Consider the following 15134-nt stretch of genomic DNA (forward strand, 5'->3'; position numbering starts at 1 on the left):
ACAAAGTGACGCGGCTGACAAGGGGCGTGCGCGTATCAGTCGATCTTCAGCACACGGTCCAGACTGATCGCACCCGGCCCGCGCGCGATCAGATAGGCCAGCGGTCCGGCCCAAAGCAGGTGGACAGGCCACCCGCCCGGCTCGACGAAGAGCTGGATCACCAGGGTCATGAACAGCAGGCCCGCCGCCGCCGGCCGGGTCGCCAGACCCAGCACCAGCAGGATCGGCGCCAGATGTTCGGAATAGGTCGCCAGATGCGCCGCCAGGTCCGGCGCCAGCAGGGGCAGGCGGTATTCCTCGGCGAACAGGTAGCGCGTGGAAGGCGTGATCGTCAGCAGCCCCTCGACCTTGGTCCGTCCCGACAGGAAGAAGGGCGTGGCGACGCCCACGCGCAGCAACAGGGCGAGACCGGCCTCGGGTACGGCGGCGCTGATGCTTCGGTGAATATCCGCGATGCGGTTCATGATCGGTCCTTCGGGATCGAGGGTGAGGTGAAGACGCCGAGCGCGATGAGGGCGGCGAAAAAAGCGGACAGATCCAGGCCGGGCGCGGCGGCCTGGGCCGCAGCCGCAGCGACGCCGAACGGCCGGTAGAGGCGGCAGGCGTCCAGAAAGACCCATTCCGCGCGACTCAACAGCCGCGCCTGCACCTCGGCGCCCGAGCGATGCACCAGCAGGCCTTCCGCCTCGGCCCGCCATTCAAGAGACGCGTCCGCGGACGGATAGCGATGCGCGAGCCAGAGCGAGGGCGCCGTCCACTCGAACCAGAACAGCTGGACCGATGGGTGCAGAGCCGCCGTCGCCCCCGCCAGGGCGGGTCCGAGCGCGGCGGCCTCCTGCGCCTCTAACGGCGCCACATCCTCCGCGAGATGGGCCTGGGTCCAGGCCCGGTCCAGCCGGGCGCAGGGCGCCAGATAGGTCATGTCCCGCGCCGGCTCGAAGCGGGCCAGCCAGTCGGGAAAGCCTGCGCCGTAGTCAACCAGGACCGGCCTATCGCCCGGCTGTTCTGCGACGAAGGCGGCGGCGGCGGCGGCGGCGCGGAACCAGTCCTCGCCGACCATCTGCAACACGGTGGGATAGTTGGCTTCCAGGGCGTCGATCCGCCCCTTGATCGTCGTGTTGCGATAGACGGCCAGCGCCCCCAGCGTCCGGTCGCCCGGCTCCAGGTGCGGCCATAAAGGCTCCAGATCGCCGGTCAGCGCCCTGTCGAAAGCGGCGTGAAACCCGGTCACGCCACGGCCTCCACGGCGGTCATCGCTGCGGCGGCGCGCGCCTGTTCGATCAAAAGAACCGGAAATTCGGGAACATCGCCGTCGCGCTCGACCAGGGTCGGCCGAGGGCCGATGCGCGCGATCAGACGGTCATAGAGCGTCCAGACGGTCTCGGACACGGGGGCGTCGTGGCTGTCGATCAGCAGGGCCTCGCCCCAGACCGGATCGGGGCGATGACCCGCCAGATGGATTTCGCCCACCAGCTCGCCGGGTACGGCGTCCAGCCAGGCCTCGGCGGAGAAGCCCATGTTCGAGGCGCTGACATGGACATTGTTGACGTCGATCAGCAGGCCGCACCCGGTCCGCCGGGCGATCTCGACCAGAAACTCGACCTCGTCCCACTCATGTCCGGCCAGGGCCAGATAGGCGGACGGGTTCTCGATCAGCAGCCGCCGCCCCAGGGCCTGTTGCGCCTCGTCGACATGGTCGCACACCAGGTTCAGCATCTCGCGGCTGCGCGGGACGGGCAGTAGATCGGGATGATAGACGCCGCCGCGCCGCGACCAGGCTAGGTGTTCGGACACCACAAAGGGCTCGAACCGGTCGATCAGGGCGCGGAAACGGGCCAGATGTTCGCGGTCCGGGCGTTCATCTCCAGCCAGGGACAGGCCCACCCCGTGCAGCGACAGCGGGCGAACGGCGCGCACCGTCTCCAGCCAGCTCAGACGGGGCCCGCCCGCGACCATGTAGTTCTCGGGATGAACCTCGAACCACAGGCCGCGCTGGGCTCCGGCCGCCGGACAGGCCGCGGCCTCCGAATAGTGCTGGGGCTTCAGACCCAGTCCGGCGGTCGGAAGCGAGGGCATCAGCGGTTCGCGATCGGGGTCAGCGAGCCATGGCCCTTGGGCGTCTGGATCGAGGCGCAGGTGCCCTTGGCGACCAGTTTCCAGGCATTGCCCTGATAGTCGCGCACCGAGGTGCCGGCGCAGGTGGTGCCGGGCCCGGCGGCGCAGTCGTTCTGGCCAGCCTTGGCCACGCCATAGCATTTCTCCATGGCGTTTTCCTGCTGGGCCGTAGGCCGGTTCTGCGCGGCGGCGGCGTTGGCGCCCAGGGCCAGCAAGGCGCCGGCGCCGACCAGGATCTTGGCGGAGATATTCATGGGACGATTTCCTGTGTGACAGCCGTCCGGGGCGGAGCGGCCTGACAGCAGAGGTTTCGGTCCCGGCGCGGTGAAGGTTACGAGAAATATTTCGTCGTCGTCCGCCGCCAGGCGTGTAACCTTCGCCCCGTCCGACGCGAATGGGATGCTGCGTGGTCGACAAGGAAGCCGAGCTCAAACGTCTGATGTTACGGGGTCTCGACGGCGACCCCGTGGCCTGGCGCGCCCTGCTGACCGAAATGCGCGGCGCCCTGACCCCCTTCTTCAAACGTCGGCTGACCGGCTGCGAAGCCGATGCGGAGGATCTCGTGCAGGACTGCCTGATCGCCATTCACGCCAAGCGCGCGACCTATGACCGGTCGCTGCCCTTCACGGCCTGGGCCTATGCGATCGCGCGTTACAAACTGATCGATCATTTCCGCCGCCAGGGCCGCCGTCACGACGTGCCGCTGGAGGAGGCGTCGGTCCTGCTGGCAGATCACACGGTCGAGGACGGCGTCGTCCGCCGGGATCTGAAGAAGGTCCTGTCCATCCTGCCGCTGCGCCAGCGCCGCCTTATCGAGGATGTCCGCGTCGGCGGTTTCAGCCTGGCCGAAGCCGCACAGCGCAACGGCTTTACCGAGGGTGCGGCCAAGGTCAGCGTCCACCGCTCCATGAAGACGCTGGTCGCCAGCGTGAACCCAAATGAAGACTGACGACCTGATCGACGCCCTGGCCGCCGGTATAGAGCCCGTGCGCCCCGCCCGACTGGACCCGGCGCTGCTGTCCTGGGCCGGCGGCGCGGCTGCTGTGGCGGTCATCTTGTTGCTGGGGGCGCGGTCCGACCTGACCCAGGCGCTGCAGGCGCCCACGCCTTGGTTGAAGGCGATCTATACGGCCGCCCTGGCCCAGACGGCGATCTGGCTGGCGACGCGGCTGGGACGGCCCGGCCTGGACCCGCGGCCGGCCCTGTTCGCCCTGCTGGCTGTGGTCGGGATCGCCGTGGCGTGGGGCGGGATCGAGACGGTTCTAACGCCGCCGGACCAACGGATGGCCGGCTGGCTGGGCCAGACCTGGGACATCTGCGGACGAAACATCCTTCTGGTCTCCGCCTTCGCCGCGCCCGTGGTCTTCCTGTCGGCGCGGCGGCTGGCGCCGACCCGGCCGACGGCGGCCGGTCTGGCGCTGGGCCTGGCGACGGGCGGCATCGCCGCCACCGCCTATGGTCTGCTGCACTGTGGCGAGGCGACCGCCGCTTTCGTCGCCACCTGGTATACGCTGGGGGTCGCGGCCGCCGGCCTGATCGGCGCCGCCGTCGGCCGCTTCGCCCTGCGTTGGTGACGCCGCCTCAGGCCTGGCGGCGCACCAGCCGGCCGTAGGTCTCCATCAGGTCCAGCGACAGGGCGCCCGGCGTGAAGCGATAGTCGCCCACCTCGGCCACCGGCGTCACCTCGACGGCGGTGCCGGTCAGGAAGCACTCCGAGAAGTCCGACAGTTCTTCCGGCAGGATGTCGCGCACCACGACCTCGATCCCCTTGGCCTGGGCGATCTCGATCACCGTCTGGCGGGTGATGCCGTCCAGGATGTGCTCGACCTTGGGCGTGTGCAGCACGCCGTCCTTGACGAAGAAGACGTTGGCGCCGGTGGCTTCGGCCACATAGCCGCGCCAGTCCAGCATCAGGGCGTCGGCGAAGCCGTTCCGCTCGGCCGTGTTCTTGGACATGGTGCAGATCATGTACAGGCCGGCCGCCTTGGCGGTCGTCGGCGCCGTCCTCGGATCGGGGCGACGCCACTTGGACCATTCCAGACGCAGGCCGCGCGCCTTGACCTCGGGGTCGAAATAGCTGGGCCAGTCCCAGACGGCCACCGCCAGATGGACCTTGTTGTTCAGGGCCGAAACACTGGTCTGTTCCGGGCCGAGATAGGCGACCGGGCGCACGTAGCAGTCCTGCAAGCCGTTCTTGGCGCAGGTTTCGTTACAGATGGCGTCGATTTCAGCGACGCTGTAGGGTATCTCGAAATCGAGCAGGTTCGCGGACCGCTTCAGGCGCTCCGAATGCGGCGTCAGCTTGAAGATTTCGCCGCCGTACATACGCTCACCCTCGAATACCGACGAGCCATAGTGGAGGGCATGGGTCAGAATATGCGTCTTCGTTTCCCGCCAGGGCACGAAATCGCCGTCAAACCAGATCCATCCATCACGATCGTCGAAAGGAACGAAGGCCATTGAAACACGTCTCCTACAGAAGTCTGTCTGTTAGAGCTCCCCGAATCGCTCAGGTCAACGGCCGGGATCGGGAGAATTGCGGATGAGCATGGCCGAAACGCGCGCATATGGCCGCTCGGGTCCGATCGCCGGGCCCGGCGTCGGGCGCCATCTGCTGATCGTCGACGACGACGACCGCATCCGCGAACTGCTGAAGGAATATCTGTCACGCGAAGGCTATCGCGTCACCGGCGCCGCCCACGCGGCGGCGGCCAAGCGGATGATGGAGTTGATCGAGTTCGACCTGGTCGTGCTGGACGTCATGATGCCGGGCGAGAGCGGCCTGGACCTGACCTCCTGGGTTCGCGCCAAGGCCGAGACCTCGAAGACGCCGGTCCTGCTGCTGACCGCGCGCGGCGATCCCGAGGATCGGATCGAGGGGCTGTCGCGGGGCGCCGACGACTATATGTCCAAGCCGTTCGAACCGCGCGAACTCGTGCTTCGGATCGAGGCCATCCTGCGCCGCACGGGCGGCAAGCCCATCGGCCCGCGCGAGATCAAGCTGGGCACAGCCGTGTTCGACATGGAGCGGCTGGAGCTGATCCGCGACGGCGCACCCCAGCGCCTGACCGAGGCCGAGGCCCAGTTGCTGAAGACCCTGGCGCTTCACGCCCACGCCCCGGTCGAACGCATGAGCCTGTCGCCCGACACGGCCGACATCACCGGCCGCGCCGTGGATGTTCAGGTCACCCGCCTGCGCCGCAAGCTGGAAGCCGACCCCAAGAACCCGCGCTACCTCCAGACCGTGCGCGGCGTGGGCTATATGCTCGCGCCCGACTGAGCCGGCGACGAACGCCATGCGGCTGCTGCCCGCCCAACTCTGGCCGCGCTTTCTGAAGCGGCGTCTGCCGACCTCGCTGTGGGGACGGTCGCTGCTGATCATCGTCCTGCCAGTGCTGGTCATGCAGGTGGTGGTGACCTGGATCTTCTTCGACGCCCACTGGCAGACCGTGACCGCGCGCCTGTCCGAGGGCTTGGCCGGCGACATCGCCTGGGCCGTCGAGAGCTATGAGGACGACCCCAGTCCTCGCAATCTGGAACGTCTGGCCGACCGGGCCGAACGCTCCATGTCCCTGTCCATCGCGCTGCAGGACGGTCGCACCCTGCCGACGGAACAGAGGCGCGGCCCCATCGGAGTGGTGGACCGCGTGCTGGACAAGGCGCTGGCGGCGCGACTGGACCGGCCCTACTGGTTCGACACCACCCGCTACCCCTCCTATGTCGACATTCAGGTGCAGGAACCCCAGGGCGTGCTGCGCATCATCGCCCCGCGCGAGCGCGCCGTGGCGACCCAGGCCCACATCTTCGTCCTGTGGCTGACCATCGCCACCGTCCTGCTGATGGGGGTGGCCATCCTGTTCATCCGCAACCAGGTGCGGGCCATCGAACGCCTGGCCGACGCCGCCGAGGCATTCGGCCGGGGCGAGACCGTGCCCCGGTTCAAGCCGCACGGCGCGCGCGAGGTTCGCGCCGCCGCCGTCGCCTTCCTGGCCATGCGCGACCGGATCCAGCGCCACATCGACCAGCGCACAGCCCTGCTCGCGTCGGTCAGCCACGACCTGCGCACCCCCCTCACCCGGCTCCGGCTGGAGCTGGCCCTGGCGCCGCCGTTCAAGCGTCAGACCGCCATGCGCGGCGACCTGGACGAGATGGAGCATATGATCGACGAATATCTGGACTTCGCCCGCGGCGAGGCCGGCGAACCGCCTCAGCCCGTATCCATCGCCGATCTGCTGAAGGCGGCCGGCGAGGACGCGAAACGCGCCGGCGCCGAGGTCGAGCTTGCGGTGACCGAGGGCCTGACGGCCTCGCTTCGTCCCCTCGCCTTCAAGCGCGCCTTGGTGAACCTGACCGGCAACGCCGCCGCCCACGGCGAACATGTGCGCCTGTCAGGCCGGTCCCTCGCATCGGGCGGGCTTGAGATCACGGTCGAGGACGACGGCCCAGGTATTCCCGAAGACATGTATGACGAGGCCTTCCGCCCCTTCTCCCGTCTGGACGAGTCCCGCAACCAGAACCGCAAGGGCGTCGGCCTGGGCCTGGCCATCGCCCGCGACGTGGCGCGCGGCCACGGCGGGGACGTCACCCTGGACCGCAGCGACCTGGGCGGACTGAAGGCGATCATCCGCGTACCGGGCCAGGCGACCGTCGTTCCGGCCGCCTGACGGCCTGTTTTTGAACCAGGGCGCTGAAACGGGCGGACGGAGCGAGATTTGGATATCCGGCGTCTAGCGGAACCGTGCGGGAAGGCTCATCTTCATGCCGACAGGGCATGGAGACAAAACACGATGCGTAAACTCGCCTTCTTCGCCCCCCTGGCTGCGGCGGTCGCCGTCGCCGCCATGGCCCAGGCGCAAACCCCCACCGTCAACGTCACCGTCGGCCCCGAACTGCAACGCCAGATCGAGAAGCTCGGCGAACGCGAGGTCAATGAACAGATCGACGAACTGAAGACCGAAGTGGGCCAGGCCCTGGAGCGCCGCTATCCCGGCGCCACCGCCAATCTGGTATTAGAAGATCTGAAGCCGAACCGCCCGACCTTCGAACAGATCCGCCAGACGCCGGGCCTGGACCCGATCCGCAGCGTGTCCATCGGCGGCGCGGCGATCAAGGGCGACATCGTCACCGCCGACGGCCGGTCCCTGCCGGTGGACTTCTCCTACTTCTCGCCGAACATCCGCGACGTCTGGGGCTACGGCGTCTGGCGCGACGCGGACCGCGCCTTCGAACGTCTAGGCGACCAGATCGAACAGGGCCGCTTCTGATCCCGTAGGCTTCTCTCCCGTTTCGCGACGGGAGAGAAGCGCCGGGTTTCAGCCCATCTCGCGGTTTCGCCGCACGGCCGCCGCGACCGTCTCGCCCAGCATCCGCGTCAGGCGGCCGTCCTTCGCCAGGGCGTCCAGCCCGGCGCGGGTCGAGCCGCCCGGCGAGGCGATACGGCCGATCAGGGCCTCCAGATCATCGTCGCCCATCGAATCCGCCGCCGACCGCAGGGTGGCCCGCGCCAGGACGTCGGCGGTCGCCGAATCCAGACCGGCCGACTCACCGGCCCGCGCCAGGGCTTCAGTGAAGGCGTAGAAATAGGCCGCGCCCGATCCAGCCACCGCCGTCGCCGCATCCATCAGGGCCTCGCCCGCTAGGACGACCGTCTCGGCCATCGGCTCGAACAAGGCCCGCCCCAAAGCCTGCGCCCGATCATCCGCCGACCAGACCGAGGCCACGCCGCGCCCCCGCGACACCCCGGTCGTCGGCATCACGCGCACGATGGGCCAACCGCCGATCCCCTCGGCCAGTGTGGGCGCCGTCACCCCCGCCATGACCGACAGGATCACGGCCTGATCGTTCAGGAAGGGCAGCAGCGGGGTCACCACCTCGCGCCAGATCGCCGGCTTGACCGCCAGCACGATCACGCTCGCCCCGGTCAAGGCCTCAAGCGGCGGATTGATCCGCGCGCCCTGGGCCCGCGCGGCCTCGGCGGCGGGCTTTTCCGACGGACTGAGAATGATCAGATCGGCCGGCGCGACCGTCTCCGTCAGCAGCCAGCCTTCCAGAATGGCCGAGCCCAGCCGGCCGCAGCCGACCAGGACGACAGGTCCCCCGGACCGGACGGACCCCGCCATCAAGCGTTGCCGACGGTCTCGAACAGGCAGGCGTCGATGGCCTCCTGCGGCTTCTTGTTCCCGCGCACCATGAAGTCGAAGGCGGGATAATAGCGATCCGCCGCCTCGATGGCCGCATCGATCATCGACGCCGCCTGGGCCAGAGTCGGGCGCTCGCCCATCGGCAGGGCCAGCGAATGACGGAAGACGATCTCGCCGTCCTCGGCCCAGACCTCGAAATGCCCCATCCAGGTGCGCTGGTTGATCAGGCCGACCAGTTCATAGGCGGCCGTCTTGCGGCTCTTGGCCACACGCAGATCCAGGGCGCAGCACAGCTGAAGACAATCGCCCTCGGGCCGCCAGGCGAACCAGAGCTCGTAATCCTTCCAGTCCCCCGCCAGGGCGAAGGCCAGGTCGCCATCGTCGGTGCGGTCGAACGGGAGGTTCTCGGCCGTGAGGACATGCTCGACGACCTCAAGCGGGTCGAAGGGCGTGTCCATTTCCTCGGGCCGGGCGATGTCCATCAAGTCTCTCGATTCGCGCTGCGTCCGCGAGAATCGCGGCCGTTAACAGAGTGGTAAGCCTGTTCGCGGATTCGGCTCAACCGGCTGCGTCCCCGGGTTGAGTTCCATCTGTGGACGTTCCCGCCGCTGGCTTGCTCGACGCCTTGGCCGCCGGCTTCTTCGCCGCCTTCAGTTCGGCGATCTCGGCCCGCAGGGCGGCGATCTCGTCCTTCAGCACATCGAATTCGTCGCGGCGGACCAGGTCCATCTCGGCGGCGATCCGGTCGGTCTGGGCGCGCCAGGCGGTCTTGGCCTCTTCTCCGGCCGCCTGGGCCAGGCCCATGGCGCCCGTCGTCAGCTTGGCGAACTCGTCCAGAATGGGGTTGCGGGTCTGCATCGAAGGCTCCGACTCAAACGTCGTTAAGACAGGATCACCAATCATGGTGAACGAAACCTTTCTTTCTGCTGCTTCGGGGGCGCCATCAAGGACCCTTGAAAGCTGTGCAGCGCGACCCATGTAAATCTAGGTTCGGTGAACTCAGGATTTTGGGAATGAGCGATATTGCTTCTGCTAGACGCCGCCTCGTTTTGTTGGCGGATGAACTTCGAATGGGAACCATCACGCCTGCAGACGCAGCCGATGAGATCGATAACGTGGTGATTCCACAGATGTTTCGAGCTCAACCAGCTCGCCAAATCCAGAAGAAGTCCGTCAAGATGACCAAGCGATTGGGAAACCGCGCGAGACGGATCGCAGCCGCGTCGAATCTATCCACAGCCGAGATCGCAGGACGCCTGAACGTGAATCCTGGCCGTGTGTCCGAGGCGCTCAATGGTCAGTGGTAAAATCAACGACGACGTCATTCGTCGAGCTTGCTAAAGCGAGGGCGTATTCATGAGGAACGCCCCTTGCCCTTTCCCGAATTCGATCCAGTCCTGATCCATCTCGGACCGCTTCCGATCCGCTGGTACGCCCTGGCCTATGTCGCCGGCATCGTCCTGGGCTGGTGGTACGCCGCCCGTCTGGTCAAGACCGAACGCCTGTGGGCGCCGGGCAAGCCGCCGATCAACACCACGCAGCTGGACGACCTGGTCCTGTGGATCGTGCTGGGCATCATCCTGGGCGGCCGCCTGGGCTACGCCCTGTTCTACAAGCCGATCATGTACGCCCAGCTGTTCACCGGCCAGACCCTGGGCGAGCGGTTCGAGCTGTTCCAGCTCTGGACCGGCGGCATGAGCTTCCACGGCGGCTTCCTGGGCGTCTGCCTGGCCATCGTCCTCTATTCCCGCAGCCAAAAGATCGACATGCTGCGGCTCGGCGACGTCGTCGCCCCGGTCGTGCCCATCGGCCTGATGTTCGGGCGGTTCGCCAACTTCATCAACGGCGAGCTGTGGGGTCGCGAGACGACCGTCCCCTGGGCCATCCGCTTCTGCAACGCCCGCATCCAGCAGATGTACGGCTTCTGCCCCGCCGGCGACGCGCCTCGCCACCCCAGCCAGCTCTATGAGGCCGGCCTGGAGGGGATCGTGCTGCTGTCCATCCTGTCGCTGGGCATCTGGAAGTTCGATCTGCTGAAAAAGCCGGGCTATATCACCGGCCTGTTCCTGGTCGGCTACGGCGTCTGCCGCGCCGCGCTGGAGAATGTGCGCGAGCCCGACTACGGCATGCCCGACTTCCCGCTAGGCCTGACCATGGGGATGATGCTGTCCATACCGATGATCCTGATCGGCGGCTGGCTGATCTGGCGCGCCTGGAACCGGCCGCCCGTCGCCGGATGAGCGCGGCCGAAACTTTGAAGACCCGTCTGGCGCGCGAGATCGCCCTGACGGGTCCGATGACGGTCGCCGACTATGTGACCCGCTGCCTGCATGATCCCAAGGGCGGCTACTACGCCTCTCGCCCGGCCTTGGGCGAAGGCGGCGACTTCATCACCGCGCCCCTGGTCAGCCAGATGTTCGGCGAACTGATCGGCCTGTGGGCGGTCGAGACCTGGAACCGGCTGGGTGCGCCCGAGCGGTTCCGCCTGGTCGAGGTGGGGCCCGGCGACGGAACCCTGATGAGCGACGCCCTGCGCGCCGCCCGCTTGGTTCCCGGCTTCCTCGAAGCCTGCGACCTTGTGCTGATCGAACCCAGCCCGCCCCTGCGCGAACTCCAGGCCAAGGCCCTGGCGGGCGCCGATCTGTCGCCCCGCTGGGTGCGCGACCTGACGCGGATCGAGACCGACGCCCCGGTCATCCTGATCGCCAACGAGGTTCTGGACTGTCTGCCCGCGCGCCAGTTCGTCCGCACCGAGGGCGGCTGGGCCGAACGCCGCATCGGCGTCACCGACGACAATGACCTGATCTTCGGCCTGATTGCGATTTCGGGCGGGTTCGAAAAACCCGCCTTCGAGATCGAGCCCGGCGGCGTGTTCGAGATTTCCGAACAGCAGGCGATCTTCGGCCGCGACCTGGCCGGGCTGATGAAGGCCGCCTCGGGCGCCGCCCTGCTCATCGATTACGGCCGCGCCCGACCCGAGGCCGGCGACACGCTTCAGGCCCTGCGCCGCCACCAGAAGGTCGATCCCCTGGCGACGCCGGGCGAGGCCGACCTGACCCAATGGGCCGACTTTCCGCGCGTGCTCGAGGCCGCCGTCCGCGCCGGCGCCGACGTCACCGGTTGCCTGACCCAGGGTGAGTTCCTGCGACGGCTGGGGATCGAAGCGCGCGCTGAACGGTTGAAGGCTGGACGGCCCGACGCCGCCCCTGTGATCGACCGCCAACTGCACCGCCTGACCGCCGAGGACCAGATGGGAAACCTGTTCAAGGCCGCCGCGATCTTCTCCCCCCGCGCCCTGATCGTGCCGGGGTGGGACCTGTGAGCGACCTGACCCCCATCACCCATCCGCTGCTGACCGCCGCCGGCTTCGACCACGGCTTCTTCACCCGCGCCGGTGGTGTCTCGACCGGCATCTATGAGGGCCTGAACACCGGTGTCGGTTCGAAGGACGATCCCGCCGCCGTGGCCGAGAACCGCCGTCGCGTCGCCGCCCATTTCGGCGCCGACGTCAATCATCTGAACGGCTGCTACCAGATCCATTCCGCCGTCGTCCGCGTCGCCGACGGCCCCTGGCAGGGCGACCGACCCGAGGGCGACGCCGTCGTCACCGTTGAGCCCGGCCTGCTCTGTTCGGTCCTGACCGCCGACTGCGCCCCCATTCTGATGGCCGATCCCGAGACGCGGATCGTCGCCGCCGTCCACGCCGGCTGGAAGGGCGCCTTGGGCGGAGTGGTCCATTCCGCTGTCGCGGCCATACAGGCCCTGGGCGCCGATCCCCGTCACATCCGCGCCGTTGTCGGCCCCTGTATCGCTCCCGCCAGCTATGAGGTCGGCGTCGATTTCCAGGACCGTTTCGCCCACCACGACCCCGGCAGCGAACGCTTCTTCCATCCGGGCGAGACCGACGACAAACGCAGGTTCGACCTGCCCGGCTTCGTCCTGTGGCGCCTGCAACAGGCCGGCGTCGGCCAGGCCGTCTGGACCGGCCACGACACCTGCGCCGACGCGGCGCGGTTCTACTCCAACCGCCGGGCGTTTCAGCAGGGCGAACCGGACTTCGGCCGATTGATCAGCGTGATCGGGGTCTGACTCAGGGCCTCGCGAACTCTCCATCCCCCGCTCGGGGAGGGAAAGGCTGATGCGCTTGTCAGCCCGCCTGCGCCATCTCCGGCACGCGTGTGACCTCGCGCCACGCATGGGGCGCGGCCAAAAGCGCGCGGACCAGCTTGTTGTTGACCGCGTGCCCGGCCTTGTAGCCTTCGTAACGGCCCAGCAGGGGCGCGCCCAGGACATACAGGTCGCCGATGGCGTCCAGCGCCTTGTGGCGCACGAACTCGCGTTCCATGCGCAGGCCGCCGGGGTTCAGTATCTCGTCGCCGTCGATGACCACGGCGTTCTCCAGCGAGCCGCCGCGGGCCAGACCCGCCTGACGCAGGGCCTCGACCTCATGGGCGAAACCGAAGGTGCGGCAGGCCATGATTTCCTTGCGGAAGGTCGGCTCGTCCACGACGAAATCAATGATCTGGTTGCCGATCACCGCCGAAGGGAAGTCGATCTCGAACCGCATCTCGTAACGGTCGCACGGCATCAGGGCCGCGTGCTTGTCGCCCTCGGTGACGTGGACCGTCTCCAGAATCTCGATATAGCGCTGCGGCGTGGCCTGGGGGCGGAAACCGGCCCGGTCCAGCAGACGCACGAACTCCAGCGCCGACCCGTCCAGGATCGGCAGTTCCGGTCCGTCCACCTCGACCACGGCGTTCGATACGCCGAGCGCACAGAAGGCGGCCATCAGATGTTCGATGGTCGACAGCCGCACGCCAGCGCCGTTCTCGATCATGGTGTTCAGGCGGGCGTCCACCACGGCGTCGCCCGAGACGGGGATGCGGTTGTCGCGGTCGGTCACGTCGGTGCGCACGAAGACGATCCCCGCCCCCGCAGGCGCAGGACGAACCGCCAACCGCACCCGGCGGCCGGTGTGCACGCCCACGCCGGCGATGATGGCCGGCGCGACAATGGTGCGCTCGTGATGGTCGTTTCTGACCGACAAACTCATACTCGCTTCAATCTGATTGCGTCCCGCCTCTAAGTGCGGATTACGCCCCACGACTGATCTAGCCCGCCCCTCGCAAGCTCGAAATGAAAGTCGGGTTTCGGATTGTTTCGTTATGGGACCGTCGCAATTGACAACGCCCCGAAACCAGAGGCTTCGGGGCGCGACTTTCAGAATTTCAGCCGGTCAGTTTGCGAGCCGGCGGAGAAAAGAAGGGATCTCCAGATCGTCGTCGGCATGGCCCGTCTCGGGCTCGGCCTGGGCCTGAGGTTGCGTGGCCGACCGCATCTGCGAGGTCGGGCGTGGGCTGTAGGTCGGCTCGGGCTGCGGCTGGGCGCGCTTGCCGCGACCGAACAGGCTCCAGCCGCTGCGACGGTGATCGCGGTCGTCATAGTCGTCGACGGCCGGCTCGGGCGAGCGGGCGGCGTACAGGTCGCCCTGGGGCTCCGGCGCGCGTGTGGCTTGCGGGGCCGGAGCGCGGGTGGTTTCGTACTCCTCGACCCACGGATCGACGATCGGGTCTAGGGCGCGCGAGGTCGGTTCCGCGACGCGGATCACCGGCTCGGGCCGGGGCTCCGGCGCGGGAGGGGCCTGAAAGGTGGGGACGACGGGGGCCGCCTCGATCCGGGGCTCAGGCCGCGGTTCCGGGGCGCGTTCGGCGCGGACCGGCTCACGGTAGGGTTCGCGGGCGGGCTCGGGCGCACGCGAGGTCTGGGTTCCGTACAGGCCGCCGGCGGAACGGCGCGCGCCGTGATCCGCCAGGGGCGCGGTCTGGGAGGGCGCAGCCGGAGCCGAGGGTTCGGCGCGTTGCACGCCGCTCTCGTCCATGCCGGTGGCGACCACCGAGACGCGGATCTTGCCGTCCAGCGCCGGATCGAAGGCGGCGCCGAAGATGATGTTGGCGTCGCCGTCCACCTCGGCCGAAATGGCGTTGGCTGCCTCGTCGACTTCCAGCAGGGTCATGTCCAGACCGCCGGTGATGTTCACCAGCACAGCCTTGGCGCCCTTCAGCGAGGTCTCGTCCAGCAGCGGGTTGGCGATGGCGTTCTGGGCGGCCAGCAGGGCGCGGTCATCGCCCGAGGCCTCGCCCGTGCCCATCATCGCCTTGCCCATTTCGGACATGACGGCGCGCACGTCGGCGAAGTCCAGGTTGATCAGGCCGGGCAGGATCATCAGGTCGGTGATCGAACGCACGCCCGAGTGCAGCACCTGGTCGGCCATGCCGAAGGCGTCGGCGAAGGTGGTGCGTTCGTTGGCGACGCGGAACAGGTTCTGGTTCGGAATGACGATCAGGGTGTCGACATAGCGTTGCAGCTCGGCGACGCCCGCGTCGGCCAGGCGCATCCGGTGACGGCCCTCGAAGGTGAAGGGCTTGGTCACGACGCCGACGGTCAGGATGCCGCGATCACGCGCGCACTTGGCGATGACGGGGGCCGCGCCGGTGCCGGTGCCGCCGCCCATGCCACAGGTGATGAACACCATGTGCGCGCCTTCGAGGTGCTGATGGATCTCGTCGGCGGATTCCTCGGCGGCGTTCATGCCGACTTCGGGGTGTGCGCCGGCGCCCAGGCCCTGGGTGATGGTTTCGCCCAACTGGATGCGGCGATCCGTCTTGGCGAAGCTGAGGTGCTGCGCATCGGTGTTGGCCACGACGAACTCGACCCCTTCGAGGCCGGCGTCGATCATGTTGTTCACGGCGTTGCCGCCGGCGCCGCCGACGCCGAACACGACGATACGGGGCTTCAGTTCAGTGTGTTGCGGCTTGACCAATGAGAGCGACATTTCTTTTCCGACCTTCCGACCCTGACCCCTTCAAACCGATGCGACCG

The 15134-nt window shown here is 68.0% G+C and carries 19 protein-coding genes; 9 read left to right on the plus strand and 10 right to left on the minus strand.

All coding sequences use genetic code 11. From position 1 onward, the window contains the following. Positions 1-35: 35 nt before the first annotated feature. The 4 genes from GGR11_RS14520 to GGR11_RS14535 are packed head-to-tail and all read right to left on the minus strand — an operon-like array spanning position 36 to position 2369. Positions 36-464 (minus strand): DoxX family protein, encoded by a 429-nt coding sequence (locus GGR11_RS14520; protein ID WP_183198127.1) that lies wholly within the window; start codon positions 462-464, stop codon positions 36-38. After that, a complete protein-coding gene (locus GGR11_RS14525) occupies positions 461-1231 on the minus strand; it encodes an HvfC/BufC family peptide modification chaperone (RefSeq protein WP_183198129.1) in 771 nt (256 codons plus the stop codon). Before GGR11_RS14525 ends, GGR11_RS14520 begins: the two co-directional genes overlap by 4 nt. Beyond that, a complete protein-coding gene (gene bufB / locus GGR11_RS14530) occupies positions 1228-2076 on the minus strand; it encodes an MNIO family bufferin maturase (RefSeq protein WP_183198130.1) in 849 nt (282 codons plus the stop codon). The genes GGR11_RS14525 and bufB overlap by 4 nt, the downstream gene beginning before the upstream one ends. Next, the gene (locus GGR11_RS14535) at positions 2076-2369 is read right to left on the minus strand and encodes a BufA1 family periplasmic bufferin-type metallophore (RefSeq protein ID WP_183198133.1); all 294 of its coding nucleotides are present in this window, start codon (positions 2367-2369) and stop codon (positions 2076-2078) included. Before GGR11_RS14535 ends, bufB begins: the two co-directional genes overlap by 1 nt. 152 nt (positions 2370-2521) lie before the next feature. Between GGR11_RS14535 and GGR11_RS14540 the strand changes: the two genes are divergently transcribed. Then, on the plus strand, positions 2522-3064 hold the full coding sequence (locus GGR11_RS14540; RefSeq protein WP_035305656.1) for a sigma-70 family RNA polymerase sigma factor: 543 nt from the start codon (positions 2522-2524) through the stop codon (positions 3062-3064). After that, positions 3054-3689 (plus strand): NrsF family protein, encoded by a 636-nt coding sequence (locus GGR11_RS14545; protein WP_183198134.1) that lies wholly within the window; start codon positions 3054-3056, stop codon positions 3687-3689. The genes GGR11_RS14540 and GGR11_RS14545 overlap by 11 nt, the downstream gene beginning before the upstream one ends. 7 nt (positions 3690-3696) lie before the next feature. On the opposite strand, the gene GGR11_RS14550 is transcribed toward GGR11_RS14545, so the two are convergent. Further along, entirely contained in the window at positions 3697-4575 is an 879-nt protein-coding gene (locus GGR11_RS14550) for a branched-chain amino acid aminotransferase (RefSeq protein WP_008262906.1), read from the minus strand. Positions 4576-4663: 88 nt separating this feature from the next. Between GGR11_RS14550 and GGR11_RS14555 the strand changes: the two genes are divergently transcribed. From GGR11_RS14555 to GGR11_RS14565, 3 genes are all read left to right on the plus strand, one after another. Continuing rightward, positions 4664-5395, plus strand: coding sequence for a response regulator (locus GGR11_RS14555; RefSeq protein ID WP_369733943.1), 732 nt, complete (start codon positions 4664-4666; stop codon positions 5393-5395). A gap of 16 nt (positions 5396-5411) precedes the next feature. Further along, on the plus strand, positions 5412-6779 hold the full coding sequence (locus tag GGR11_RS14560) for an ATP-binding protein (RefSeq protein WP_183198136.1): 1368 nt from the start codon (positions 5412-5414) through the stop codon (positions 6777-6779). A gap of 123 nt (positions 6780-6902) precedes the next feature. After that, positions 6903-7379 (plus strand): hypothetical protein, encoded by a 477-nt coding sequence (locus GGR11_RS14565; RefSeq protein WP_183198138.1) that lies wholly within the window; start codon positions 6903-6905, stop codon positions 7377-7379. Between the two features lie 48 nt (positions 7380-7427). Here the strand turns inward: GGR11_RS14565 and GGR11_RS14570 are convergent, their stop codons facing one another. From GGR11_RS14570 to GGR11_RS14580, 3 genes are all read right to left on the minus strand, one after another. After that, positions 7428-8234 (minus strand): pyrroline-5-carboxylate reductase family protein, encoded by an 807-nt coding sequence (locus GGR11_RS14570; protein WP_183198140.1) that lies wholly within the window; start codon positions 8232-8234, stop codon positions 7428-7430. Next, positions 8234-8737, minus strand: coding sequence for a type III secretion system chaperone family protein (locus tag GGR11_RS14575; RefSeq protein WP_008260608.1), 504 nt, complete (start codon positions 8735-8737; stop codon positions 8234-8236). The genes GGR11_RS14570 and GGR11_RS14575 overlap by 1 nt, the downstream gene beginning before the upstream one ends. 76 nt (positions 8738-8813) lie before the next feature. Beyond that, on the minus strand, positions 8814-9113 hold the full coding sequence (locus tag GGR11_RS14580) for an accessory factor UbiK family protein (protein WP_183198142.1): 300 nt from the start codon (positions 9111-9113) through the stop codon (positions 8814-8816). Positions 9114-9268: 155 nt separating this feature from the next. On the opposite strand from GGR11_RS14580, the gene GGR11_RS14585 reads away from it, so the two are divergent. The 4 genes from GGR11_RS14585 to pgeF all read left to right on the plus strand — a co-directional run bounded on the left by GGR11_RS14585 (position 9269) and on the right by pgeF (position 12344). Further along, entirely contained in the window at positions 9269-9562 is a 294-nt protein-coding gene (locus tag GGR11_RS14585; RefSeq protein ID WP_183198144.1) for a hypothetical protein, read from the plus strand. A gap of 63 nt (positions 9563-9625) precedes the next feature. Then, positions 9626-10495 (plus strand): prolipoprotein diacylglyceryl transferase, encoded by an 870-nt coding sequence (lgt, locus tag GGR11_RS14590; protein ID WP_183198146.1) that lies wholly within the window; start codon positions 9626-9628, stop codon positions 10493-10495. Then, positions 10492-11577: a class I SAM-dependent methyltransferase gene (locus GGR11_RS14595; RefSeq protein WP_183198148.1), complete on the plus strand. Its 1086-nt coding sequence runs from the start codon at positions 10492-10494 to the stop codon at positions 11575-11577. Before lgt ends, GGR11_RS14595 begins: the two co-directional genes overlap by 4 nt. Beyond that, positions 11574-12344, plus strand: a complete 771-nt coding sequence (pgeF, locus tag GGR11_RS14600; protein WP_183198150.1) for a peptidoglycan editing factor PgeF — start codon at positions 11574-11576, stop codon at positions 12342-12344. Before GGR11_RS14595 ends, pgeF begins: the two co-directional genes overlap by 4 nt. A gap of 58 nt (positions 12345-12402) precedes the next feature. On the opposite strand, the gene lpxC is transcribed toward pgeF, so the two are convergent. Further along, the gene (gene lpxC, locus GGR11_RS14605; RefSeq protein ID WP_183198496.1) at positions 12403-13302 is read right to left on the minus strand and encodes a UDP-3-O-acyl-N-acetylglucosamine deacetylase; all 900 of its coding nucleotides are present in this window, start codon (positions 13300-13302) and stop codon (positions 12403-12405) included. Between the two features lie 189 nt (positions 13303-13491). Then, positions 13492-15087 (minus strand): cell division protein FtsZ, encoded by a 1596-nt coding sequence (gene ftsZ, locus GGR11_RS14610; protein WP_183198152.1) that lies wholly within the window; start codon positions 15085-15087, stop codon positions 13492-13494. Positions 15088-15134 lie beyond the last annotated feature (47 nt).

It is taken from the genome of Brevundimonas mediterranea (genome assembly GCF_014196125.1).
In the GTDB taxonomy this organism is placed as follows: domain Bacteria; phylum Pseudomonadota; class Alphaproteobacteria; order Caulobacterales; family Caulobacteraceae; genus Brevundimonas; species Brevundimonas mediterranea.